The 25,077-nt window shown below is 51.7% G+C and carries 22 protein-coding genes and 7 tRNA genes; 27 read left to right on the top strand and 2 right to left on the bottom strand.

Features of this window, described 5'->3' with window-relative positions; translation table 11 throughout:
- Positions 1–36: 36 nt before the first annotated feature.
- The 9 genes from nagD (at position 37) to HV346_RS06160 (ending at position 3,631) form a co-directional block, all read left to right on the top strand.
- Positions 37–789, top strand: a complete 753-nt coding sequence (gene nagD, locus HV346_RS06200) for a ribonucleotide monophosphatase NagD (RefSeq protein ID WP_181622675.1) — start codon at positions 37–39, stop codon at positions 787–789.
- A 249-nt stretch (positions 790–1,038) separates the two neighbouring features.
- Positions 1,039–2,703, top strand: coding sequence for an asparagine synthase B (gene asnB, locus HV346_RS06195; protein ID WP_181622674.1), 1,665 nt, complete (start codon positions 1,039–1,041; stop codon positions 2,701–2,703).
- Positions 2,704–2,927: 224 nt separating this feature from the next.
- Positions 2,928–3,004 (top strand) — tRNA-Met (locus HV346_RS06190).
- Positions 3,005–3,012: 8 nt separating this feature from the next.
- Positions 3,013–3,097 (top strand) — tRNA-Leu (locus HV346_RS06185).
- A 23-nt stretch (positions 3,098–3,120) separates the two neighbouring features.
- Positions 3,121–3,195 (top strand) — tRNA-Gln (locus HV346_RS06180).
- A gap of 32 nt (positions 3,196–3,227) precedes the next feature.
- Positions 3,228–3,302: transfer RNA gene (locus tag HV346_RS06175), tRNA-Gln, on the top strand.
- Positions 3,303–3,322: 20 nt separating this feature from the next.
- A tRNA-Met gene (locus HV346_RS06170) sits at positions 3,323–3,399 on the top strand.
- A gap of 44 nt (positions 3,400–3,443) precedes the next feature.
- Positions 3,444–3,518, top strand: a tRNA-Gln gene (locus HV346_RS06165).
- Between the two features lie 38 nt (positions 3,519–3,556).
- Positions 3,557–3,631, top strand: a tRNA-Gln gene (locus HV346_RS06160).
- Positions 3,632–3,728: 97 nt separating this feature from the next.
- On the opposite strand, the gene ubiF is transcribed toward HV346_RS06160, so the two are convergent.
- A complete protein-coding gene (gene ubiF / locus HV346_RS06155; RefSeq protein WP_181622673.1) occupies positions 3,729–4,904 on the bottom strand; it encodes a 3-demethoxyubiquinol 3-hydroxylase in 1,176 nt (391 codons plus the stop codon).
- A gap of 136 nt (positions 4,905–5,040) precedes the next feature.
- Here ubiF and miaB point away from each other — a divergent pair, with 136 nt between their 5' ends.
- From miaB to rihA, 10 genes are all read left to right on the top strand, one after another.
- A complete protein-coding gene (gene miaB / locus HV346_RS06150; RefSeq protein WP_181622672.1) occupies positions 5,041–6,465 on the top strand; it encodes a tRNA (N6-isopentenyl adenosine(37)-C2)-methylthiotransferase MiaB in 1,425 nt (474 codons plus the stop codon).
- Between the two features lie 174 nt (positions 6,466–6,639).
- On the top strand, positions 6,640–7,686 hold the full coding sequence (locus tag HV346_RS06145; protein WP_181622671.1) for a PhoH family protein: 1,047 nt from the start codon (positions 6,640–6,642) through the stop codon (positions 7,684–7,686).
- The gene (ybeY, locus tag HV346_RS06140; protein WP_181622670.1) at positions 7,683–8,150 is read left to right on the top strand and encodes an rRNA maturation RNase YbeY; all 468 of its coding nucleotides are present in this window, start codon (positions 7,683–7,685) and stop codon (positions 8,148–8,150) included. Before HV346_RS06145 ends, ybeY begins: the two co-directional genes overlap by 4 nt.
- Positions 8,151–8,239: 89 nt before the next feature.
- Positions 8,240–9,118, top strand: a complete 879-nt coding sequence (corC, locus tag HV346_RS06135; protein ID WP_181622669.1) for a CNNM family magnesium/cobalt transport protein CorC — start codon at positions 8,240–8,242, stop codon at positions 9,116–9,118.
- Between the two features lie 5 nt (positions 9,119–9,123).
- Entirely contained in the window at positions 9,124–10,662 is a 1,539-nt protein-coding gene (gene lnt, locus HV346_RS06130) for an apolipoprotein N-acyltransferase (protein WP_181622668.1), read from the top strand.
- A gap of 411 nt (positions 10,663–11,073) precedes the next feature.
- Complete coding sequence (locus tag HV346_RS06125; protein ID WP_181622667.1) at positions 11,074–11,985, top strand: amino acid ABC transporter substrate-binding protein; 912 nt, start codon at positions 11,074–11,076, stop codon at positions 11,983–11,985.
- Between the two features lie 155 nt (positions 11,986–12,140).
- Positions 12,141–12,881, top strand: coding sequence for a glutamate/aspartate ABC transporter permease GltJ (gene gltJ, locus HV346_RS06120; protein WP_181622666.1), 741 nt, complete (start codon positions 12,141–12,143; stop codon positions 12,879–12,881).
- The gene (gene gltK / locus HV346_RS06115; RefSeq protein WP_181622665.1) at positions 12,881–13,555 is read left to right on the top strand and encodes a glutamate/aspartate ABC transporter permease GltK; all 675 of its coding nucleotides are present in this window, start codon (positions 12,881–12,883) and stop codon (positions 13,553–13,555) included. Before gltJ ends, gltK begins: the two co-directional genes overlap by 1 nt.
- A complete protein-coding gene (locus tag HV346_RS06110; RefSeq protein WP_181622664.1) occupies positions 13,555–14,280 on the top strand; it encodes an amino acid ABC transporter ATP-binding protein in 726 nt (241 codons plus the stop codon). Before gltK ends, HV346_RS06110 begins: the two co-directional genes overlap by 1 nt.
- Before the next feature lie 120 nt (positions 14,281–14,400).
- Positions 14,401–15,336: a pyrimidine-specific ribonucleoside hydrolase RihA gene (gene rihA, locus HV346_RS06105; protein WP_181622663.1), complete on the top strand. Its 936-nt coding sequence runs from the start codon at positions 14,401–14,403 to the stop codon at positions 15,334–15,336.
- A gap of 85 nt (positions 15,337–15,421) precedes the next feature.
- On the opposite strand, the gene HV346_RS06100 is transcribed toward rihA, so the two are convergent.
- A complete protein-coding gene (locus tag HV346_RS06100; protein WP_181622662.1) occupies positions 15,422–15,904 on the bottom strand; it encodes a zinc ribbon-containing protein in 483 nt (160 codons plus the stop codon).
- Positions 15,905–16,118: 214 nt separating this feature from the next.
- On the opposite strand from HV346_RS06100, the gene leuS reads away from it, so the two are divergent.
- From leuS to mrdB, 8 genes are all read left to right on the top strand, one after another.
- Complete coding sequence (gene leuS / locus HV346_RS06095) at positions 16,119–18,701, top strand: leucine--tRNA ligase (RefSeq protein WP_181622661.1); 2,583 nt, start codon at positions 16,119–16,121, stop codon at positions 18,699–18,701.
- Between the two features lie 14 nt (positions 18,702–18,715).
- The gene (gene lptE / locus HV346_RS06090) at positions 18,716–19,282 is read left to right on the top strand and encodes an LPS assembly lipoprotein LptE (protein WP_181622660.1); all 567 of its coding nucleotides are present in this window, start codon (positions 18,716–18,718) and stop codon (positions 19,280–19,282) included.
- Positions 19,282–20,313 carry a DNA polymerase III subunit delta gene (gene holA / locus HV346_RS06085; protein WP_181622659.1) on the top strand — a complete coding sequence of 344 codons (1,032 nt, stop codon included), beginning with the start codon at positions 19,282–19,284 and terminating at the stop codon, positions 20,311–20,313. The genes lptE and holA overlap by 1 nt, the downstream gene beginning before the upstream one ends.
- A complete protein-coding gene (gene nadD / locus HV346_RS06080) occupies positions 20,306–20,977 on the top strand; it encodes a nicotinate-nucleotide adenylyltransferase (protein ID WP_181622658.1) in 672 nt (223 codons plus the stop codon). The genes holA and nadD overlap by 8 nt, the downstream gene beginning before the upstream one ends.
- Before the next feature lie 263 nt (positions 20,978–21,240).
- A complete protein-coding gene (rsfS, locus tag HV346_RS06075) occupies positions 21,241–21,558 on the top strand; it encodes a ribosome silencing factor (protein ID WP_181622657.1) in 318 nt (105 codons plus the stop codon).
- 3 nt (positions 21,559–21,561) lie between these two features.
- Positions 21,562–22,029 carry a 23S rRNA (pseudouridine(1915)-N(3))-methyltransferase RlmH gene (gene rlmH, locus HV346_RS06070; protein WP_038159501.1) on the top strand — a complete coding sequence of 156 codons (468 nt, stop codon included), beginning with the start codon at positions 21,562–21,564 and terminating at the stop codon, positions 22,027–22,029.
- A 28-nt stretch (positions 22,030–22,057) separates the two neighbouring features.
- On the top strand, positions 22,058–23,959 hold the full coding sequence (mrdA, locus tag HV346_RS06065; RefSeq protein ID WP_181622656.1) for a peptidoglycan DD-transpeptidase MrdA: 1,902 nt from the start codon (positions 22,058–22,060) through the stop codon (positions 23,957–23,959).
- A gap of 2 nt (positions 23,960–23,961) precedes the next feature.
- Positions 23,962–25,074, top strand: coding sequence for a peptidoglycan glycosyltransferase MrdB (gene mrdB / locus HV346_RS06060; protein ID WP_014069325.1), 1,113 nt, complete (start codon positions 23,962–23,964; stop codon positions 25,072–25,074).
- The last annotated feature ends 3 nt before the right edge of the window (positions 25,075–25,077 follow it).

Below are 25,077 nucleotides of genomic sequence, written 5' to 3'. Positions count from 1 at the left end.
ATAGTAACGCCTTCTTTTTTTGATGTCGGAAAGTCCATGACCATTAAGAACGTAATTTGTGATATTGACGGCGTGCTGATGCACGACAACGTTGCTGTGCCGGGTGCTGCTGAGTTTCTTCACCGTGTCATGGACAAAGGAATGCCGCTGGTTCTCCTCACGAACTATCCTTCCCAAACCGGTCAGGACCTGGCAAATCGCTTTGCGACTGCCGGCGTCGACGTGCCGGATAGCGTGTTCTATACCTCCGCAATGGCTACGGCGGATTTCCTGAAGCGTCAGGAAGGAAAAAAAGCTTACGTCGTGGGTGAAGGCGCACTGATCCATGAACTGTATAAAGCCGGATTCACCATTACAGACGTGAACCCAGATTTTGTGATCGTGGGCGAAACACGATCCTTTAACTGGGAGATGATGCATAAAGCAGCGTACTTTGTCGCCAACGGCGCGCGCTTTATTGCAACTAATCCGGATACTCATGGGCGTGGTTTTTACCCGGCGTGTGGTGCGTTGTGTGCCGGCATCGAAAAAATCTCTGGCCGTAAGCCATTCGTCGTCGGAAAACCGAGCCCCTGGATAGTCCGTGCGGCGCTGAATAAGATGCAGGCGCACTCCGAACAAACCGTCATTGTCGGTGACAACCTGCGTACCGATATTCTGGCCGGGTTCCAGGCAGGCCTGGAGACTATCCTTGTACTTTCCGGGGTATCGACTCTGGACGACATTGATTCGATGCCTTTCCGGCCTAGCTGGATTTATCCTTCTGTCGCCGAGATCGACGTTATCTGATTCAAAACCACGCCCCAGGGCGTGGTTTTTCATTTTCCGCTCGGATAAACACAACTCCATCTAACAAAAATTACCATCCATTGAATAATCATCAATAAAACTGTTCACGACATACTCTTTTTTCAACATTCAGCAATCACCATTGCGTTATTTCCTTTTTACCCCGTAAAACCCTTGCGCGCCCTTCCCCTTTGCGGCATTTTCATAAGCAAGCGACATCACACTGCAACAGAGTTAACGGAGAAGGTTATGTGTTCAATTTTTGGCGTACTGGATATTAAAACTGACGCGGGCGAACTGCGTAAAAAAGCACTCGAACTGTCCCGCCTGATGCGCCATCGCGGCCCGGACTGGTCGGGCGTTTACGCCAGCGATAAAGCCATTCTGGCGCACGAACGTCTGTCCATTGTTGACGTCAACGCAGGTGCGCAGCCACTGTATAACGAGAAAAAAACACACGCGCTGGCTGTTAACGGTGAAATTTACAACCATCAGGCACTGCGCGCAGAGTACGGCGATCGCTATGCATTCCAGACAGGTTCTGACTGCGAAGTCATCCTGGCGTTGTACCAGGAGAAAGGGCCAGAGTTCCTGGATGACCTGCAGGGCATGTTTGCTTTCGCTCTGTACGACAGTGAAAAAGATGCCTACCTGATTGGCCGCGACCATATCGGCATTATCCCGCTGTACATGGGCCACGATGAGCACGGCAACTTCTATGTTGCGTCTGAAATGAAAGCCCTGGTTCCGGTTTGCCGCACCATTAAAGAGTTCCCGGCAGGTAGCTACCTGTGGAGCAAAGATGGTGAGATTCGTCAGTACTATCAGCGTGACTGGTTCGACTTTGACGCGGTAAAAGACAACGTGACAGATAAAGCCGAGCTGCGCCAGGCACTGGAAGATTCGGTAAAAAGCCACCTGATGTCAGACGTGCCTTATGGTGTACTGCTCTCCGGCGGCCTGGATTCTTCCGTCATCTCCGCGATCACCAAGAAATATGCCGCACGCCGTGTTGAAGATCAGGAACGCTCTGAAGCCTGGTGGCCGCAGTTGCACTCCTTCGCTGTTGGCCTGGAAGGTGCACCTGACCTGAAAGCCGCGCAGGAAGTAGCAAACCACCTTGGCACAGTACACCATGAGATTCACTTCACTGTGCAGGAAGGCCTGGATGCGATCCGCGATGTTATCTATCACATCGAAACTTATGATGTGACCACCATCCGTGCTTCCACTCCAATGTATCTGATGTCCCGTAAGATCAAAGCGATGGGCATCAAGATGGTGCTGTCAGGCGAAGGGTCTGACGAAGTATTTGGCGGCTACCTTTACTTCCACAAAGCGCCAAACGCCAAAGAATTGCATGAAGAAACTGTGCGCAAACTGCAGGCGCTGCATATGTTTGACTGTGCGCGAGCTAACAAAGCGATGTCCGCCTGGGGTGTGGAAGCCCGCGTTCCGTTCCTGGATAAGAAATTCCTCGACGTGGCTATGCGCATCAACCCGCAGGATAAAATGTGCGGCAACGGTAAAATGGAAAAACATGTCCTGCGTGAATGTTTTGAATCCTACCTGCCAGCAAGCGTTGCATGGCGTCAGAAAGAGCAGTTCTCTGATGGCGTAGGTTATAGCTGGATCGACACGCTGAAAGAAGTGGCTGCAAAACAGGTTTCTGATCAACAACTGGAAACCGCTAGCTTCCGCTTCCCATATAACACACCGGGATCCAAAGAAGCGTATCTGTACCGCGAAATCTTTGAAGAATTGTTCCCGGTTCCGAGTGCAGCCGAATGTGTGCCGGGTGGCCCATCCGTCGCGTGTTCTTCTGCAAAAGCGATTGAATGGGACGAATCGTTCAAGTCCATGAACGATCCATCAGGACGTGCGGTAGGCGTCCATCAGTCCGCGTACAAATGAACATTCTGATCGTTAACAGGCCCTTCGGGGCCTTTTTTTTACCCCGAACTTAACGGTTCAAAAGCGATTAATAACCGATAATTGCCGAATATTCGGTCACGCTGTTCGCAACCTAACCAAACAGTCACATTCCAGCCATTTTCGATGAAAAAGGTGTTGACGCTTCAAAGCTCAATACGCATAATGCGCCCCGCAACGCCGATAAGGTAACGCGAAAAAAAGATGGCTACGTAGCTCAGTTGGTTAGAGCACATCACTCATAATGATGGGGTCACAGGTTCGAATCCCGTCGTAGCCACCATCTTTTTTGCGGGAGTGGCGAAATTGGTAGACGCACCAGATTTAGGTTCTGGCGCCGCAAGGTGTGCGAGTTCAAGTCTCGCCTCCCGCACCATTCCCAAGTAAGCGTTGCACGGATGGGGTATCGCCAAGCGGTAAGGCACCGGTTTTTGATACCGGCATTCCCTGGTTCGAATCCAGGTACCCCAGCCATTTTTTCTTCGATTTGCGGTTCTCCGCGGTATTGGGGTATCGCCAAGCGGTAAGGCACCGGTTTTTGATACCGGCATTCCCTGGTTCGAATCCAGGTACCCCAGCCATCGAAGAATGCAGTAAAGTTGGCTACGTAGCTCAGTTGGTTAGAGCACATCACTCATAATGATGGGGTCACAGGTTCGAATCCCGTCGTAGCCACCATAATTTGATGTATTGCGGTAAGCGATATATCACAAAAGAAAAATTGGGGTATCGCCAAGCGGTAAGGCTCTGGTTTCTGATACCAGCATTCCGAGGTTCGAATCCTCGTACCCCAGCCAATTTTGAAGTAGTATTACAATCTGTTTGCAGTCCCTATTGGGGTATCGCCAAGCGGTAAGGCTCTGGTTTCTGATACCAGCATTCCGAGGTTCGAATCCTCGTACCCCAGCCACTTAAAAACAAAAAAGCCCGCTCTGCGGGCTTTTTTGTTTTTGTACATTAATAATGGCATAGCCAGATGCCTCTCCCACAAGGAGAGGCCGCAAAAATTAAAGGCCTAGCGCATATTTCAGTGCCTGCCTTTTCAGCACACCTGCACGCCCAGCAGCCATCAATCCAATATTACGCAGAATACGTACCGGACCTAAGTCATTGCTGAATCCGGCATAAAACAGATCCATCCCAGATTGCATGATGAAATTATCTGCCATCCGACGCGTCTGGTAACGCTTCAGTACCTGGTGGCTCGCCCATGCCTCGCCGTGGCTACGGGCATTACCCAACACATCAAGCAGCGCTTCCACATCACGATACCCCAGGTTAACTCCCTGCCCTGCCAGTGGATGGATGGTATGCGCCGCGTCCCCCACCAGCGCTAACCCTTCACGCACATACTGCAGAGCGTGGCGACGCGTTAAAGGAAATGCTCCCGCAGCGACGGGCGTCACGCGCCCCAGACGGTTCGGAAAATGGTGGATGATTTCGCGCTGAAGTTGCTCCATCGATAACCCCTGCAACTGACGAATATGCGCTGGTGTGTCGTACCACACCAGCGACGCCCAGTTATCGAACAACGGTAAAAAGGCGTGCGGACCGTCGGGGGTGAAATGCTGCCAGGTGCTCTCACCCGGTTCATTTTCACACTGTACGGTGATCAGCATGCACGATTGCTGATACTGCCAGGCATGAACGCCAATCCCCGCCATCTGCCTGACCTGCGAGTTCGCACCATCCGCCCCCACCACCAGCTTCACAGCCAGCTCATCACCATTATCCAGTGTCAGCAAATACCCGCCCTCATGGTGATGCAGAGCCTTGAGTGATGCCGGAACGCACAGTGTTACATCAGGATGGGCTTCCAGCGATTGCCAAAGCGCCTGCTGCAGAACATTGTTTTCCACCATATAGCCAAGACGAGGTAATTTTAGCTCGGCAGCATCGAACACCACGTGCGCGTTTTCCCACTCCCAGGTTTCGAGCCGGCTGTATGGATGAGCACGCATAGCCAGCACCGCATCCCACACTCCAAGCCCACGCAGCAGTTCAACCGATGCCGCACTGATAGCGGATATACGCACATCCGGTTTTGCCATTGCATCAAACACCGCTGGAGCCGCTTGTTCGATTACCGTAACGTCAAATCCTTGCTGCGCCAGTCCGAGCGCCAGTGCGCTGCCGACCATACCGCCGCCAACAACAGCAACCCCGGTTTTTTGGATAGTCATGGTCAATAATCCTTATTGGAGAATCCCTTAAGTTTACCGGATTTTTATCTCTTTGAGGTTGACAACCTTCATACTGGTCACAACCGCACCAAAGCATTACAATACGCGCCCTGCAATCCTGAGCATGAGCAAGTCGATGACAAAAAAACTCCATATTAAAACCTGGGGCTGTCAGATGAACGAATACGATTCATCAAAGATGGCCGATCTGCTGGATGCCACGCACGGGTATCAACTAACCGACAATGCTGACGAAGCCGATGTGTTGTTGTTGAATACCTGTTCAATCCGTGAGAAGGCGCAGGAGAAAGTATTCCATCAGTTAGGTCGCTGGAAGCTAATAAAACGAAAAAGACCTGACGTGATCATCGGTGTCGGCGGTTGCGTAGCCTCACAGGAAGGGAAACTGATTCGAAGCCGCGCTCACTATGTTGATATTATTTTTGGCCCGCAGACACTGCACCGCTTGCCAGAAATGATCAATGCCGTACGCGGTAATCGCAAACCTGTGGTTGACGTCAGTTTCCCTGAGATCGAAAAGTTCGACCGCCTGCCGGAACCGCGTGCCGATGGTCCGGCTGCGTATGTGTCGATCATGGAAGGCTGCAATAAATACTGTACCTATTGCGTCGTGCCTTATACCCGTGGTGAAGAAGTGAGCCGCCCGAGCGATGATATTCTCTTTGAGATCGCCCAGTTGGCTGCTCAAGGCGTACGCGAAGTTAACCTGCTGGGTCAAAACGTCAACGCCTGGCGCGGTGAAAACTATGACGGTAGCACCGGCAGTTTTGCTGAACTGCTACGTCTGGTCGCCGCTATTGATGGTATCGATCGTATTCGCTTCACCACCAGCCACCCGATCGAATTTACCGATGACATTATTGATGTTTATCGCGATACGCCGGAACTGGTGAGCTTCCTGCACCTGCCGATTCAGTGCGGATCGGACCGGGTTCTCAACCTGATGGGCCGTCCTCATACGGTGCTGGAATACAAATCAATTATCCGTAAGCTGCGCGAAGCACGTCCGGATATCCAGATAAGCTCTGACTTTATCGTGGGCTTCCCTGGCGAAACGACCGAAGATTTTGAGCGCACCATGAAACTCATCGGCGAAGTGAATTTCGACGTGAGCTACAGCTTCATCTTCTCTGCGCGCCCAGGCACACCTGCGGCCGATATGGTTGATGATGTACCTGATGAAGAGAAAAAGCAGCGTCTCTATATTTTGCAGGAGCGTATTAACCAGCAAGCCACCGCCTGGAGCCGTCGCATGCTCGGTACAACCCAGCGTATTCTTGTCGAAGGTACATCCCGTAAAAGCGTGATGGAACTGTCTGGCCGCACTGAAAATAACCGCGTGGTCAACTTTGAAGGCACACCAGATATGGTCGGTAAATTCGTTGACGTGGAAATTGTTGAAGTTTTGACAAACTCCCTGCGCGCGAAGCTGGTCCGTACCGAAGAAGAGATGGGCCTGCGCGTCGTTGAATCGCCAGAGTCTGTGATTTCACGTACCCGCAAAGAAAACGATTCAGGTGTCGGTATCTACCAGCCTTAATTCGTTCAGGCCTGCCTTTCTGGCAGGCCTTGTATTTCCTCTCTCCGTCCCCAATATCCATTGCAATGCTTGCGCCTTTATTCTATGGCGTGAATAATTTCGTTATGACGACGACTCGTCTGTGGCCGGATGTGCAAGTTGCCCTCCGGCAATACACATATTAAGAGGAACAGTTTGAACATAGACACGCGTGAAATTACCCTTGAGCCAGCAGACAACGCTCGCCTGCTGAGCCTGTGCGGGCCGTTTGATGACAACATCAAACAACTGGAGCGACGTCTGGGTATCGAAATCAATCGTCGCGATAATCATTTCAAACTCACTGGCCGCCCTATTTGCGTTAATGCCGCAGCCGATATTCTGCTCAGCCTGTATGTCGATACCGCCCCGATGCGCGGCCAAACGCAGGATATCGAGCCGGAACAGATCCATCTGGCGATCAAAGAAGCGCGAGTGCTTGAGCAAAGTGCTGACAGCGTGCCGGAGTACGGCAAAGCCATCAACATTAAAACCAAGCGTGGCGTCATCAAACCACGTACGCCAAATCAGGCACAGTACATCGCCAATATCCTCGATCACGACATCACTTTCGGTGTAGGCCCAGCAGGGACCGGGAAAACCTACCTGGCCGTAGCAGCAGCGGTAGATGCGCTGGAGCGACAGGATGTGCGCCGTATTCTGCTGACGCGTCCGGCGGTTGAAGCGGGTGAAAAACTCGGTTTCTTACCAGGCGACCTGAGCCAGAAAGTGGACCCTTATCTGCGCCCACTTTACGACGCACTGTTCGAAATGCTGGGCTTTGAGAAAGTTGAGAAACTCATCGAGCGTAATGTCATCGAAGTCGCACCACTGGCCTATATGCGCGGTCGTACGCTCAATGACGCATTTATCATTCTTGATGAAAGCCAGAACACCACCATCGAGCAGATGAAGATGTTCCTGACACGTATCGGTTTTAACTCGAAAGCCGTTATCACCGGTGACGTCACCCAGATCGACCTGCCGCGCAGCACCAAATCAGGCCTTCGTCATGCGATCGAAGTGCTGGCCGATGTCGATGAAATTAGCTTTAACTTCTTCCACAGCGAAGACGTTGTCCGTCACCCAGTGGTGGCACGTATCGTTAACGCCTATGAAGCATGGGAAGAAGCCGAACAAAAACGTAAAGCAGAACTGGCCGCGGAACGTAAACGCGAAGCCCAGGAGCAGGAGCAAAAATGAGTCAGGTGATCCTCGATTTACAGCTGGCCTGTGAAGACAATTCCGGTTTGCCGGAAGAGAGCCAGTTTCAGAAATGGCTGGATGCGGTTATCCCGCAATTTCAGGAAGAGTCAGAAGTCACGATTCGGCTGGTGGATGAAGCTGAAAGCCACGAGCTTAACCTGACCTACCGCGGGAAAGATAAGCCGACTAACGTGCTCTCGTTTCCGTTTGAAGCACCACCGGGTATTGAGATGCCGTTGCTGGGCGATCTGATCATCTGCCGCCAGGTCGTTGAGCAGGAAGCAAAAGAACAGCAGAAGCCACTTGATGCGCATTGGGCGCATATGGTCATACACGGTAGCCTCCATCTTCTGGGTTATGATCATATCGAAGACGACGAAGCAGAAGAGATGGAATCTCTCGAGACAGAGATAATGCTTGCTCTGGGCTATGAGGATCCGTACATTGCCGAGAAAGAATAGTCTGTCTGCTGACTGACTAATATGCTGCCGCGTGAGGACATTCCGCGGCAGTAAACGTTGAACAACCATGAGAACCCTTAACAAACGCCATGAGCGACGACAATTCACACAGTAGCGACACGACAAACAGTAAAAAGGGATTTTTCTCCCTTATCCTGAGCCAGCTTTTCCACGGTGAGCCCAAAAACCGCGATGAATTGCTGGAGCTGATTCGTGATTCCGGGCAAAACGATCTTATCGACGAAGATACACGTGAAATGCTCGAAGGCGTCATGGACATCGCAGACCAGCGAGTACGCGATATCATGATTCCCCGCTCGCAGATGATCACTCTGAAACGCAACCAGACGCTGGACGAATGCCTCGATGTTATCATCGAATCGGCTCACTCCCGTTTTCCGGTCATCAGCGAAGACAAAGATCACATTGAAGGGATTTTGATGGCCAAAGATCTGCTGCCGTTTATGCGCAGCGATGCCGAAGCCTTCAGCATGGAAAAAGTGTTACGCCAGGCGGTTGTGGTTCCGGAAAGTAAGCGTGTTGACCGCATGCTGAAAGAGTTCCGTTCTCAGCGCTATCATATGGCAATTGTTATTGATGAATTTGGCGGTGTTTCGGGTCTTGTCACCATCGAAGATATTCTTGAGCTGATCGTAGGTGAAATCGAAGACGAGTATGACGAAGAAGAAGATATCGACTTCCGTCAGTTAAGCCGTCACACCTGGACTATCCGCGCACTGGCCTCGATTGAAGACTTCAACGATGCCTTCGGTACTCACTTCAGCGATGAAGAGGTGGATACCATTGGGGGTCTGGTGATGCAGGCGTTTGGCCATCTGCCGGCTCGCGGCGAATCTGTTGACATTGATGGTTACCAATTCAAAGTCGCTATGGCTGACAGCCGACGTATTATTCAGGTTCACGTCAAAATGCCGGACGACTCCCCGGTTCCGAAACTGGAAGATTAATGTAAATGGCATTTGCCTCATTACTTGAACGCCAGCGCGTCCGTTTGCTGCTGGCGCTGTTACTTGGAGCCAGCGGTACGCTGGCTTTTTCTCCTTACGATATCTGGCCTGCGGCCATTATCTCTCTGATGGGGCTGCAAGGCCTGACCCTCAATCGTCGTCCATTACAGGCTGCAGCCATCGGTTATTTCTGGGGCCTGGGTCTGTTTGGGTCCGGTATTAACTGGGTTTATGTCAGTATCGCGCAGTTTGGCGGGATGCCAGGGCCCGTTAACGTTTTTCTGGTCGTTTTGCTGGCGGCTTATCTTTCGCTCTACACCGGTTTATTTGCGGGTATTCTTTCGCGCCTGTGGCCAAAAACCACCTGGCTGCGTGTCGCCATTGCCGCACCCGTGGTGTGGCAAATCACCGAGTTTCTGCGCGGTTGGGTTCTGACCGGCTTCCCGTGGCTGCAGTTCGGCTATAGCCAGATTGATGGTCCGTTGAAAGGTCTCGCACCAGTTATGGGCGTTGAGACAATTAACTTCCTCCTGATGGTGGTCAGTGGTTTGCTGGTGCTGGCGATGATCACACGCAACTGGCGACCACTGGTGACAGCAATCGTGCTCTTCACCCTTCCTTTCCCGCTTCGTTATATTCAGTGGTACACCCTTGAGCCTGAGCGTGCGATGCAAGTATCCATGGTGCAAGGCGACATACCGCAGGCGATGAAATGGGATGAGAAGCAACTGCTGAACACGCTCAAAATCTATGCCGACGCTACCGAGCAGGTGATGGGGAAATCACAGTTGATCATCTGGCCAGAATCCGCGATCCCTGACCTGGAAATTAACCAGCAACCTTTCCTGAACATGATGGATGATTTGCTGCGCGCCCGTGGCAGCACGCTGATAACCGGAATTGTCGATGCGCGTCTGAACCAGCAAAACAGGTATGACACGTACAACACGATCATTACGCTTGGTAAGGATAATCCGTACAGCTACAACTCCACTGACCGCTACAACAAAAACCATCTTGTCCCGTTTGGCGAGTTTGTTCCGCTGGAATCGATTCTGCGCCCGCTCGCGCCGTTCTTTGACTTGCCGATGTCATCATTTAGCCGTGGTCCGTATGTTCAGCCACAGTTGCATGCGCATGGTTTTGCACTGACCGCCGCCATTTGCTACGAAATTATCCTCGGTGAACAGGTGCGCGATAATTTCCGTCCGGATACCGATTATCTGCTGACCATCTCCAATGATGCATGGTTCGGTAAATCCATTGGCCCGTGGCAGCATTTCCAGATGGCACGCATGCGCTCCCTGGAATTAGCACGCCCGTTACTGCGCAGTACCAACAATGGTATTACCGCCGTGATTGGTCCGCAGGGTGAAATTCAGGCCATGATCCCGCAGTTCACCCGCGATGTACTGACTGCTAAAGTTACACCGACAACAGGCCTGACACCGTATGCCCGCACCGGTAACTGGCCATTGTGGATCCTGACGGCACTGTTTGGCTTTGGCGCAGTGCTAATGAGCCTTCGTCAGCGTCGTAAGTAATCTTCTCCCCCCTTCCCCTCTCTCAACCGGGAGAGGGGATCCTACGCGCCCTCTTTCACCATCCAGCCTCACCTTTTCCCCTCTTCCTTTTAAGAACAGGTTCAGGGGAAAGAGCATTTCTGGCACGCCTATTGCTTTGTTAATTCACGCAAACGTAATTTGGCTTAACGTGAAACTTTGTCGCACCAGCACAGGTCATCGACAGCACCACAAGAGTGCAACGAAAGATTTTTGCCTCTAAATGGTGCGGCGCGCTTCGCAAAAATAAACAATAACGCAGCAAAATCTTTACATTAAGCCAAACTAAATGTTAACAAACATGCATAACACTGCACTCGTTTTGAGCGAGCTATAACAACATCACACTGGGTCTCTATGCGTCTCTGGCGCAGATGAAAAAAGGAGTTGGGTATGCAATTACGTAAACTGGCCACAGCAATGCTGGTGATGGGAATGTCCGCAAGCGTCGTTCACGCTGAGGACGCCGCACCCGCTGCCGGGCAAAGCACTCTCGACAAGATTGCTAAAAACGGCGTGATCGTGGTCGGCCACCGTGAGTCTTCTGTGCCGTTCTCGTACTACGACAACACACAGAAAGTCGTCGGCTATTCTCAGGACTACTCCAACGCAATCGTCGAAGCGGTCAAGAAAAAGCTGAACAAGCCTGATATTCAGGTAAAACTGATCCCAATTACCTCTCAAAATCGTATTCCGCTGCTGCAAAACGGTACATTCGATTTTGAGTGCGGTTCGACCACCAATAACCTTGAGCGCCAGAAACAGGCTGCCTTCTCCGACACTATCTTTGTTGTAGGCACGCGCCTGCTGACGAAGAAAGGCGGCGAAATTAAAGATTTTGCTGACCTGAAAGGCAAAGCGGTTGTGGTGACGTCCGGTACAACCTCTGAAGTTCTGCTGCACAAGCTGAACGACGAGAAGAAAATGGATATGCGCATCATCAGCGCAAAAGACCATGGTGACTCTTTCCGTACGCTGGAAAGCGGGCGCGCTGTCGCGTTCATGATGGATGACGCTCTGTTGGCTGGCGAACGTGCGAAAGCGAAGAAACCAGATAATTGGGAAATCGTCGGCACTGCGCAATCAAAAGAAGCCTACGGTTGCATGCTGCGCAAAGACGATCCGGAGTTTAAGAAACTGATCGATGACACCATTGCTCAGACGCAAACGTCTGGTGAAGCGGAAAAATGGTTCGATAAATGGTTCAAGAACCCGATTCCACCTAAAAACCTCAACATGAACTTCGAACTGTCTGACGACATGAAAGCGCTGTTCAAAACACCAAACGACAAGGCTCTTAACTAATTAGAACGACAAGGGCGGGATCTCCTGCCCTCTCGATTGTCGGGAAGCATGGACAGACTATACGCTGAGTGGTCGTTCCCCACTCAGCGCAAACATTGAGCTTCTCACCAATCTTCGAGGGTAGCGCTGCTACCCTTTTTTTTCTGGAGTTTATTATGTCAATCGACTGGAACTGGGGCATTTTTCTGCAACAAGCCCCGTTCGGCAACACCACTTATCTCGGCTGGCTATGGAGTGGCTTTCAGGTCACCGTTGCACTATCCATAACGGCCTGGATACTCGCATTTCTTGTCGGCTCTCTGTTCGGTATTCTGCGTACCGTCCCAAACCGTTTTCTTTCAACCCTTGGCACGCTCTATGTGGAATTGTTCCGTAACGTTCCATTAATTGTGCAGTTTTTCACCTGGTATCTGGTCGTTCCCGAACTGTTACCGGAAAATATCGGCATGTGGTTTAAGTCAGAACTGGACCCTAACATTCAGTTCTTTGTCTCCTCAATGCTGTGTCTGGGGCTGTTTACTGCTGCTCGTGTCTGCGAGCAGGTGCGCGCCGCCATCCAGTCTCTGCCTCGCGGTCAAAAAAATGCAGCGCTGGCCATGGGCCTGACATTACCGCAAGCCTATCGTTATGTGCTGCTGCCTAATGCCTACCGCGTCATCGTTCCACCGATGACCTCGGAGATGATGAACCTGGTCAAAAACTCGGCCATCGCTTCCACCATTGGCCTGGTTGATATGGCGGCACAGGCCGGTAAGCTGCTTGATTATTCTGCCCATGCATGGGAATCCTTTACTGCTATTACGCTCGCATATGTCCTGATTAACGCTGTCATCATGCTGGTGATGAACCTGGTTGAACGCAAAATTCGCCTGCCGGGCAATCTGGGAGGCAAATAATGTACGATTATGACTGGAGTTCCATTATCCCGTCGATGCCATATCTGCTGGATGGTCTGGTGATTACATTAAAAATCACCATCATCGCCATCATCATTGGTATCGTCTGGGGCACAATACTGGCCGTAATGCGCCTGTCGAGCTTTAAGCCTTTCGCCTGGTTTGCGACGGCATACGTGAACGTATTCCGCTCTATTCCTCTGGTAATGGTGTTGCTGTGGTTTTACTTGATCGTGCCGGGTCTGTTGCAAAACGTACTGGGGCTTTCGCCGAAAACCGATATTCGCCTCATCTCTGCCATGGTTGCGTTCTCGATGTTTGAGGCGGCTTACTATTCAGAAATTATTCGTGCCGGTATTCAGAGTATTTCCCGCGGACAATCCAGTGCTGCACTGGCTTTGGGAATGACACACTGGCAGTCAATGAAGCTCATTATTCTGCCGCAGGCGTTTCGCGCCATGGTTCCGCTCCTGCTCACCCAGGGCATCGTTCTGTTCCAGGATACCTCGCTGGTCTATGTCCTCAGCCTGGCAGACTTCTTCCGTACCGCCTCCACTATCGGTGAGCGTGATGGTACGCAGGTCGAGATGATCCTCTTTGCAGGCGGGGTCTATTTTGCAATTAGTTTAAGCGCGTCGCTGTTGGTCAGTTGGCTGAAGAAAAGGACTGTGTAATGATTTCCCTGAAAAATGTTTCTAAATGGTATGGGCACTTTCAGGTGCTGACCGACTGCTCCACCGAAGTCAAAAAAGGTGAGGTTGTGGTGGTGTGCGGGCCATCAGGCTCCGGTAAATCCACGCTGATCAAAACGGTCAATGGCCTGGAGCCTGTGCAACAAGGTGAGATCTTCGTTAACGACACCAAAGTTAACGATAAAAAAACCAATCTTGCCAAACTACGTTCGCACGTTGGGATGGTATTCCAGCATTTTGAGCTGTTCCCACACTTGTCGATCATCGAGAACCTGACGCTGGCACAAGTCAAAGTGCTCAAACGCGACAAAACAGCTGCACGTGAAAAAGGGCTGAAATTGCTGGATCGAGTCGGGCTCTCTGCGCATGCTAATAAGTTTCCTGCGCAGCTCTCTGGTGGCCAACAACAACGTGTCGCAATCGCTCGCGCTCTGTGCATGGATCCTGTTGCGATGTTGTTCGATGAACCAACGTCTGCACTTGATCCAGAAATGATCAACGAGGTTCTGGATGTTATGGTCGAGCTGGCACATGAAGGGATGACCATGATGGTTGTTACCCACGAAATGGGCTTTGCCCGTAAAGTGGCAAACCGGGTGATCTTTATGGATGAAGGTAAAATCGTCGAAGACTCACCGAAAGAAGAGTTCTTTGCCAACCCTAAATCCGACCGCGCAAAAGACTTCCTCGCTAAAATCCTGCATTAATGTTTCCAGTGCGCAATCAATAGATTGCGCACTGCTTCACGCTTTGGATCTCTTTTCCTCGTCGCCTCCACGTTGCAGCATTAACCTTGTCACAAAATAACGCTAAGAATGGAGAACTCTATGGCACAGCCGATCATCCTCGATTGCGATCCGGGTCATGATGACGCGATCGCACTTGTCCTTGCTCTCGCCTCCCCTGAACTGGAACTCAAGGCCGTCACCTCTTCGGCCGGAAACCAGACACCAGAAAAAACCCTGCGTAATGTTCTGCGAATGCTGACGTTATTAAAACGTACAGATATTCCCGTCGCTGGCGGTGCGGTGAAGCCGCTCATGCGCGAGTTGATCATCGCTGACAACGTTCACGGTGAGAGCGGGCTGGATGGCCCTGCGCTACCCGAACCGGGTTTCGCGCCGCAAAGCTGCACCGCCGTTGAACTGATGGCGAAGGTACTGCGCGAGAGCGCTGAGCCCGTCACACTGGTGGCAACCGGTCCGCAGACCAACGTGGCGCTGCTGCTTAACAGCCACCCGGAACTGCACAGCAAAATCGCCCGTATCGTCATTATGGGTGGCGCAATGAATCTGGGAAACTGGACGCCAGCTGCTGAATTCAACATATTTGTCGACCCGGAAGCCGCCGAGATTGTCTTCCAGTCAGGTTTGCCCGTTGTGATGGCTGGATTAGACGTTACCCACCGTGCGCAGATTATGGCGGCAGACATTGAGCGCTTTCGCGCGATTGATAACCCCATCGCAATTACCGTCGCAGAATTGCTCGACTTCTTTATGGAGTATCACAAGGCCGAAAAATGGGGCTTCCACGGTGCGCCACTGCACGACCCTTGCACGATTGCCTGGCTGTTGAAACCGGAATTATTTACGACAGTGGACCGATGGGTCGGCGTGGAGACACAAGGGAAATACACGCAGGGCATGACAGTGGTGGATTATTACTTCCTGACCGGTAATGAACCAAACACGACATTGATGGTGGATATCGACCGGCAGGGATTTGTGGATCTTCTGGCTGAACGGTTGGCGTTTTATCACTGAAAAATCAGTGCGGCCTGATGCCCTCTCCCCATGGGAGAGGGGACAAACACTCAAAACGGCATCCTGGTTGCCGTTTTACTTTTATCTACGGCTCAAATGGCCGACGCTGGAACTGGTCGTGCCCACATTTCGGGCACAGCGGTAAGACATCCGGCGTATAAACTGCAATGTGATGATGACATTTCTCGCAGACCAGATTACCCAGTCCCACTACTTCACCGCTGTGATAAACCCCATGATGGTTGAGATCCTGAAACACTTCACGCCATTCCAGCTGTGTTTTATCGGTGATATCCGCCAGCTCTTGCCACAGACTCTCTTTGATCACTCGCATAAACACGCTATCGGTAATGTCATCCTGGCTCTCTTCGTAGCTTCGCGCAAATTCCTCAAGGTCTCGGCGCACGGCGCGCGTCACCTCTTCAACCTCTGTACGCGTTAACTCCCCCGTCTGCATGACCTTCGATCGTGCCTGTTCAACCAGCGCATCGATGTCCCGTTCGCCGTTACGCAGGCGTTCCGTGAGCGTGGCGACCAGTTCGCGGTAAAATTGAGCAACCTTGTTCATCTTTTTGCCTCCAGGGTGAGTAACTGTTTCTAATGATAGACCTTATTTCAGCGCCGCTTTGTCAGGTGAGCCACAGACCCTGTAAATTCCTGCAAAGCGCATTTGTGTGAAAGGCTGTTTTGGCGCGGGCGTTTGGGCTATGCTATGCGGATCTGAGATACCACATCCATTGGCTACATTTGTAGCTGTATTGAAAACAGGACCACTGGCTGCCATGCAAGAGCAATACCGCCCGGAAGAGATAGAATCAAAAGTCCAGCAACACTGGGACGAGAAGCGTACCTTTGAAGTTACCGAAGACGAGAGCAAAGAGAAGTATTACTGCCTGTCGATGCTTCCCTATCCTTCTGGTCGACTACACATGGGCCACGTGCGTAACTACACCATCGGCGATGTGATTGCGCGCTACCAGCGCATGCTGGGCAAAAACGTTCTACAGCCTATCGGCTGGGATGCATTTGGTCTGCCTGCGGAAGGCGCAGCGGTAAAAAACAATACCGCACCTGCCCCATGGACTTACGACAACATCGCGTACATGAAAAACCAGCTCAAAATGCTGGGCTTTGGTTATGACTGGAGCCGCGAGCTGGCGACCTGCACGCCTGAATACTACCGCTGGGAACAGAAGTTCTTCACCGAGCTGTACAAAAAAGGCCTCGTCTACAAAAAGACCTCTGCGGTTAACTGGTGTCCAAATGACCAGACGGTTCTTGCGAACGAACAGGTCATTGATGGCTGTTGCTGGCGATGCGACACCAAAGTCGAGCGCAAAGAGATCCCTCAGTGGTTTATCAAAATCACTGCCTATGCGGACGAACTACTGAACGATCTGGATAACCTGGATCACTGGCCAGATACCGTTAAAACCATGCAGCGCAACTGGATTGGTCGTTCTGAAGGTGTAGAAATTACCTTCAACGTTGAGAACTACGATCAAACGCTGACGGTTTACACAACCCGTCCGGACACCTTCATGGGGGCGACCTACCTGGCCGTTGCCGCAGGTCACCCGCTGGCGCAAAAAGCGGCTGCGAACAATCCGGCACTGGCCACCTTTATCGACGAATGCCGTAACACCAAAGTGGCCGAAGCCGACATGGCGACCATGGAGAAAAAAGGCGTCGATACCGGATTTAAAGCGATTCACCCACTGACGGGCGAAGCGATTCCCGTCTGGGCAGCCAACTTTGTGCTGATGGAATACGGTACAGGTGCGGTAATGGCCGTTCCGGGTCACGATCAGCGTGATTATGAATTTGCCTCAAAATACGGTCTGAACATCAAACCGGTTATTCTGGCTGCCGATGGTTCTGAACCAGATCTGTCCGAGCAAGCGCTGACCGAAAAAGGTACGCTGTTCAACTCCGGTGAATTCAGCGGTCTGAGCTTCGAAGATGGCTTCAACGCTATTGCCGACAAACTGGCCTCACTCGGCGTAGGCGAACGTAAAGTCAATTACCGTCTGCGCGACTGGGGGGTTTCCCGTCAGCGCTACTGGGGTGCACCAATCCCAATGGTTACGCTGGAAGACGGTACGGTATTGCCTACGCCAGAAGATCAACTGCCGGTGATCCTGCCGGAAGACGTCGTGATGGACGGTATCACCAGCCCAATTAAAGCCGATCCAGAGTGGGCAAAAACGACCGTTAACGGTCAACCTGCGCTGCGTGAAACTGACACCTTCGACACCTTTATGGAATCCTCCTGGTACTACGCGCGCTATACTTGCCCGCAATATCAGGAAGGTATGCTGGATTCAGATGCCGCGAACTACTGGTTGCCGGTTGACATCTACATCGGCGGTATCGAACACGCCATCATGCACCTGCTCTACTTCCGCTTCTTCCACAAACTGATGCGTGATGCAGGCCTCGTGAACTCTGACGAACCTGCAAAACAGTTGCTGTGTCAGGGTATGGTTCTGGCGGATGCATTTTACTATGTCGGCGCGAACGGCGAGCGTAATTGGGTTTCACCGAAAGAAGCGATTGTTGAGCGTGATGAAAAAGGTCGCATCGTGAAAGCGAGCGACGCTGCAGGTCACGAGCTGGTGTATACCGGCATGAGCAAGATGTCCAAGTCCAAAAACAACGGCATCGACCCGCAGGAAATGGTTGAGCGCTATGGCGCAGATACCGTGCGTCTGTTCATGATGTTCGCGTCACCAGCGGATATGACGCTGGAGTGGCAGGAATCCGGCGTTGAAGGGGCTAACCGCTTCCTGAAGCGTGTCTGGAAACTGGTTTACGAACACACCTCTCAGGGTGATGCGCCAGCGCTGAATGTCGATGCACTGAGCGAAGATCAACAAGCTCTGCGTCGTGATGTTCATAAAACGATTGCAAAAGTGACCGATGATATTGGTCGTCGTCAGACCTTCAATACCGCAATTGCGGCTATTATGGAACTGATGAACAAACTGGCGAAAGCACCACAAGAAGGCGAACAGGATCGTGCGTTAATGCGTGAGGCGCTGTTGGCCGTAGTACGTATGCTGAACCCGTTCACGCCACACGCAAGCTTTACCCTGTGGCAAGAGCTGAAAGGCGAAGGCGATATCGACAACGCGCCATGGCCAGTCGCCGATGAATCTGCGATGGTGGAAAACACCACGCTGGTTGTGGTGCAGGTAAACGGCAAAGTGCGCGGTAAAATCACCGTTGCAGTCGATGCTACTGAAGAACAGGTTCGCGAGCGCGCAGGCCAGGAGCATCTGGTTGCGAAATATCTTGAGGGCGTTACCGTACGTAAAGTGATCTACGTACCAGGTAAATTGCTGAATCTGGTCGTTGGCTAAGCGCGGGAGGAAACGTGCGACAACTGGCAACATTACTCTTATCTCTGTCGGTGCTCGTCACCGCAGGTTGTGGCTGGCACTTGCGCAATACCACGGCAGTGCCTGTTCAGATGAAAACGATGATCTTCGATTCCGGGGATCCGAATGGCCCATTGAGTCGGGCGATTCGTAACCAGCTGCGCCTGAATGGTGTTGAGCTTGTGGAAAAAGGATCGTTACGTAAGGACATACCGTCGTTCCGCGTCCTGAATGCAGCACTGAACAGAGACACCGCGTCCATCTTCCAGGACGGGCGTACGGCGGAGTATCAGCTGGTTATGTCGGTGAGCGCTGCCGTATTAATTCCAGGTAAAGATATTTACCCAATCAGTACGAAAGTCTACCGTTCGTTCTTTGATAACCCGCAAACTGCGCTGGCAAAAGATGCTGAGCAGACCATTATCATCAACGAAATGTACGACAAAGCGGCGGAGCAGTTGATTCGTCAATTGCCAAGTATCCAGGCGACTTCCAAAGAAGCTGCCACAGTAGCGCAACCTGAGGAGATCTCTTCTCCGGTTCCTACGTCTATGGGTAACTGATGCTCAAGTTGTATCCTGAACAACTCCGCGCGCAGCTCACTGAAGGGCTGCGCGCGGCGTATCTGTTACTCGGAAACGATCCGTTATTACTTCAGGAAAGCCTTGACGCCATTCGAGATGTGGCAGCAACGCAAGGCTTTGATGAACACCACACTTTCCAGATTGATAACAGCACCGACTGGCAGTCTCTTTTTTCACTCTGCCAGGCCATGAGTCTGTTTGCGTCGCGGCAAACTATCCAGATTCTTCTGCCGGATAATGGGCCTAACGCGGCGATCAACGAACAACTGACAACGCTCGTCAGTCTGTTGCACAGTGACCTTTTGCTCATTGTACGCGGAAATAAGCTCACAAAAGCGCAAGAAAATGCTGCGTGGTTTACCCAGCTCTCTCCTCATTCTGTTCTGGTTACCTGCCAAACACCTGAGCAGGCGCATTTACCCAAATGGGTCGCGGCAAGAGCAAAACAACAAAAACTGCAACTGGATGATGCGGCCAATCAGCTGCTTTGCTACTGCTATGAGGGTAACTTACTGGCGCTCTCGCAAGCACTGGAAAGGCTTTCGCTGTTGTGGCCAGATGGAAAGTTGACATTACCGCGCGTTGAGCAAGCCGTTAATGATGCTGCTCACTTCACCCCATTCCACTGGGTTGATGCATTACTTTCAGCGAAGAGCAAACGTGCTCTGCATATTTTGCAGCAACTGCGTCTTGAGGGGAGTGAGCCGGTTATTTTGCTTCGCACATTGCAACGTGAACTGTTGCTGCTGAACAATCTTAAGCGCCAGTCTGCACAGACGCCTCTGCGTACGTTGTTTGATAAACACCGCGTTTGGCAAAATCGTCGGGCGATGACCACCGAAGCGATAAATCGCCTGAGCACCGAACAGCTTCGCCAGGCCGTTCAATTATTGATGCGTGCCGAGTTGACCCTAAAGCAAGACTACGGCCAATCGATCTGGGGCGAACTGGAAAGTCTGTCCTTACTGCTCTGCCACAAGGCGCTGGCAGACGTTTTTATCGATGGATAATATGAGCTCTTTACAGGCACTCTTCGGCGGCACGTTTGACCCCGTGCATTATGGGCATCTGAAACCGGTTGAAATACTGGCCAATCTTATTGGCCTGCAACGCGTGATTATCATGCCCAACAATGTCCCACCGCACCGCCCTCAACCCGAAGCCACCAGTGAGCAACGTAAATGTATGCTGGAACTGGCCATAGCAGACAAACCTCTGTTTACACTTGATGAGCGGGAACTGCGCAGGGACACGCCCTCCTGGACGTCGCAAACATTGCAAGAATGGCGCGCAGAACAAGGGCCGGAAAAGCCGCTGGCGTTTATCATTGGTCAGGACTCGCTGCTTAGTTTCCCCAGTTGGCATCAGTATGAAACGATTCTGGAAAACAGCCATCTTCTGGTTTGTCGTCGTCCTGGCTATCCACTGACGATGAAAGAAGCGCAGCATCAGCAATGGCTGGATGCGCATCTCACGGATGACATTGAAGATTTGCATGCACTGCCTGCAGGAAAGATTTATCTGGCAGAAACACCGTGGTTTGATATTTCTGCGACGCTAATTCGCGAACGTCTGCAACACGATTTACCTTGCGACGACCTGCTTCCACTGTCGGTTCTGGAGTATATCCACCATCACGGGCTGTATCAGAAAAGCGCAGAAACATCAGCATAACCCGCGAAAACGCGTGTTATTTACTATCCTGCCTTGACAGGTCAAGCCATGCTGATATCCTCCGCTGCCAGACTTTCCCGCCACTCATTGCTTTACAGAAATTGTTTTACAAAAATGGCGATGCAATCTCAGGCGGAGGGTGGGATGATACCCGCCTTCAAAAGCCCGGGCGGTGACATTTGTCCCGACACGGGCGTCAGTTCAGGTATACTGTCTGGCCACGAATTCATAGTTGTACAATCTCATTCACCCAGGGGGAAAACTTGCAGGGTAAAGCACTCCAGGATTTTGTTATCGACAAAATTGATGACCTGAAAGGTCAGGACATTATCGCTATCGACGTTCACGGTAAATCCAGTATCACCGACTGCATGATTATTTGCACAGGCACATCTACTCGTCATGTTGTTTCGATTGCTGATCACGTTGCTCAGGAATCGCGTGCAGCAGGCCTGCTGCCACTTGGCGTAGAAGGTGAAGCGACCGCAGACTGGGTAGTTGTCGACCTCGGAGATGTTATTGTCCACGTTATGCAGGAAGAGAGCCGTCGCCTGTATGAGCTGGAAAAACTCTGGGGTTAATGCGTGAAGTTGCAGCTAGTAGCCGTCGGCACAAAAATGCCGGACTGGGTACAAACGGGTTTTACTGAATATCTGCGTCGTTTCCCAAAAGACATGCCGTTTGAACTGGTGGAGATCCCAGCAGGAAAACGCGGCAAGAACGCTGATATCAAACGTATTCTCGATAAAGAGGGTGAACTGATGCTGGCTGCCGCAGGCAAGAACCGCATCGTCACTCTTGATATTCCAGGTAAACCCTGGGATACGCCGCAACTGGCGCTCGAACTGGAGCGCTGGAAGCAGGATGGTCGTGACGTCAGTCTGTTGATTGGCGGGCCAGAAGGGTTATCCCCCGCCTGCAAAGCGGCAGCAGAACAAAGTTGGTCCCTCTCCGCACTAACGCTACCCCACCCGCTTGTTCGGGTTCTGGTAGCGGAAAGCCTGTATCGTGCGTGGAGCATTACTACCAACCACCCTTATCACCGCGAGTAATGACTGACCAGGGTAGATTAAGCAGCGGATGAAACTACAGAATTCTTTTCGCGACTATACGGCTGAGTCCGCGCTGTTTGTGCGCCGGGCGCTGGTCGCCTTTACGGGGATTTTGCTGCTTACTGGCGTGCTGATCGCCAACCTTTATAATCTGCAAATTGTCCGTTTTACCGATTACCAGACGCGCTCAAACGAAAACCGTATCAAACTGGTTCCTATTGCACCCAGCCGTGGCATTATTTACGATCGTAACGGCACTCCGCTGGCGTTAAACCGCACCATCTACCAAATCGAGATGATGCCGGAGAAGGTCGATAACGTTCAGGATACGCTGGATGCACTCAAAAGCGTGGTCGACCTCAATGACGACGATATCGCAGCCTTTAAAAAGGAGCGCGCACGTTCGCACCGCTTCACCTCCATTCCGGTAAAAACCAACCTGACAGAAGTTCAGGTTGCCCGTTTTGCCGTGAACCAATATCGCTTCCCCGGCGTAGAAGTTAAAGGCTATAAGCGTCGCTATTATCCCTACGGTTCAGCACTGACGCACGTTATCGGCTACGTATCCAAAATAAACGATAAAGATGTCGACAGACTCGATAAAGATGGCAAGCTGGCGAACTACGCCGCGACGCATGATATCGGTAAACTCGGCATTGAACGCTTTTACGAAGATGTTCTGCACGGGCAGACGGGCTATGAAGAGGTTGAAGTTAACAACCGAGGCCGTGTTATCCGTCAGCTAAAAGAAGTGCCTCCGCAGGCCGGTCATGATGTCTATCTGACACTTGACCTTAAACTTCAGCAGTACATCGAAACGTTACTGGCAGGCAGTCGTGCCGCCGTTGTGGTTACTGACCCTCGCTCGGGCGGTATTTTGGCGTTGGTCTCAATGCCAAGCTACGATCCAAACCTGTTCGTCGATGGGATCTCCAGCAAAGATTATTCTGGCCTGCTAAACGACCCGAACACCCCTCTGGTAAACCGTGCGACGCAGGGGGTTTATCCTCCAGCATCAACGGTAAAACCCTATGTCGCAGTATCCGCACTTAGCGCGGGCGTGATCAACCGCAATACCAGCCTGTTTGACCCAGGCTGGTGGCAGTTACCAGGCTCAGATAAACGTTATCGCGACTGGAAAAAATGGGGCCACGGCCATCTGAACGTCACGAAGTCACTGGAAGAGTCAGCGGATACCTTCTTCTATCAGGTGGCTTACGACATGGGAATCGACCGCCTGTCACAGTGGATGAGCAAATTCGGCTACGGCCATTATACTGGCGTCGATTTGTCTGAAGAGCGTTCAGGTAACATGCCAACCCGTGAATGGAAACTAAAACGCTTTAAAAAACCATGGTATCAGGGTGACACCATCCCGGTCGGTATTGGCCAGGGCTACTGGACAGCTACCCCGTTGCAAATGAATAAAGCAATGATGATTCTCATCAACGATGGCGTTGTGAAAGTGCCCCATCTGTTGATGAGCACAGTAGAAGACGGTAAAAAAGTCCCCTGGTCACAGCCGCACGAAGCTCCAGTAGGTGATATTCATTCAGGGTACTGGGAAATCGCCAAAGACGGTATGTACGGTGTGGCAAACCGCCCGAACGGCACTGCCCATAAATACTTTGCAGGCGCACCTTATAAAGTAGCGGCGAAGTCAGGTACTGCGCAGGTATTTGGTCTTAAAGCGAATGAAACCTACAACGCGCACCGCATCGCTGAACGTTTGCGCGACCATAAGCTCATGACAGCGTTTGCCCCTTACGATAACCCGCAGGTTGCGGTGGCGATGATTCTGGAAAATGGCGGCGCAGGTCCGGCCGTAGGTACGATCATGCGCCAAATCCTGGACCATATTATGCTGGGTGATAACAACACCGAACTGCCGGCTGAAAATCCGGTATCCGCTGCGGCGGAGGACCAATAACCATGACAGATAATCCGAATAAAAAATCGTTGTGGGATAAAATCCACATCGATCCAGCGATGCTACTGATCCTGCTAGCCCTGCTGGTATACAGTGCATTAGTGATCTGGAGCGCCAGCGGCCAGGATATCGGCATGATGGAACGCAAAATCGGCCAAATCGCGATGGGCCTGGTCATTATGGTCGTGATGGCACAAATCCCGCCTCGCGTTTATGAAGGCTGGGCACCATATCTGTACATTTTTTGTATTGTGTTACTGGTGGCCGTAGATGCCTTTGGTGCAATATCAAAAGGCGCACAGCGTTGGCTGGATCTGGGGATTGTGCGTTTCCAGCCGTCGGAAATCGCCAAAATTGCTGTACCACTGATGGTCGCCCGCTTTATTAACCGTGATGTCTGCCCGCCATCGCTCAAAAATACGGCTATAGCACTGGTACTGATTTTCCTGCCAACATTGCTGGTCGCGGCACAGCCTGACCTCGGTACGTCTATCCTTATTGCGTTGTCCGGTCTGTTTGTTCTGTTCTTATCCGGATTGAGTTGGCGTTTGATTGGGATTGCAGTGGTATTGATAGCCGCCTTTATTCCAATTCTCTGGTTCTTCCTGATGCATGATTACCAGCGTCAGCGCGTCATGATGCTGTTAGATCCTGAAACCGACCCACTCGGAGCAGGCTATCATATAATTCAGTCGAAGATTGCCATTGGCTCTGGTGGCTTGCGCGGCAAAGGCTGGCTCCACGGTACGCAATCGCAGCTGGAATTTTTACCTGAGCGCCACACTGACTTTATCTTTGCGGTACTGGCGGAAGAGCTGGGACTGGTTGGTATTTTAATCCTGCTGGCACTCTATGTGCTGCTCATCATGCGCGGGTTATGGATTGCGGCTCGTGCGCAAACCACCTTTGGCCGCGTCATGGCGGGTGGATTGATGTTGATTTTATTCGTTTATGTCTTCGTAAATATTGGTATGGTGAGTGGTATTCTGCCTGTTGTAGGCGTACCGCTGCCACTGGTCAGTTACGGAGGCTCGGCACTGATCGTGTTGATGGCCGGGTTTGGTATCGTGATGTCGATCCATACCCACAGAAAAATGTTGTCCAAGAGCGTATAAAAA

Source organism: Enterobacter sp. RHBSTW-00994 (assembly GCF_013782625.1).
In the GTDB taxonomy this organism is placed as follows: Bacteria; Pseudomonadota; Gammaproteobacteria; order Enterobacterales; family Enterobacteriaceae; genus Enterobacter.
The sequence above is the reverse complement of the archived record's forward strand: the minus strand, read 5'-3'. Positions and strand labels throughout refer to the sequence as shown.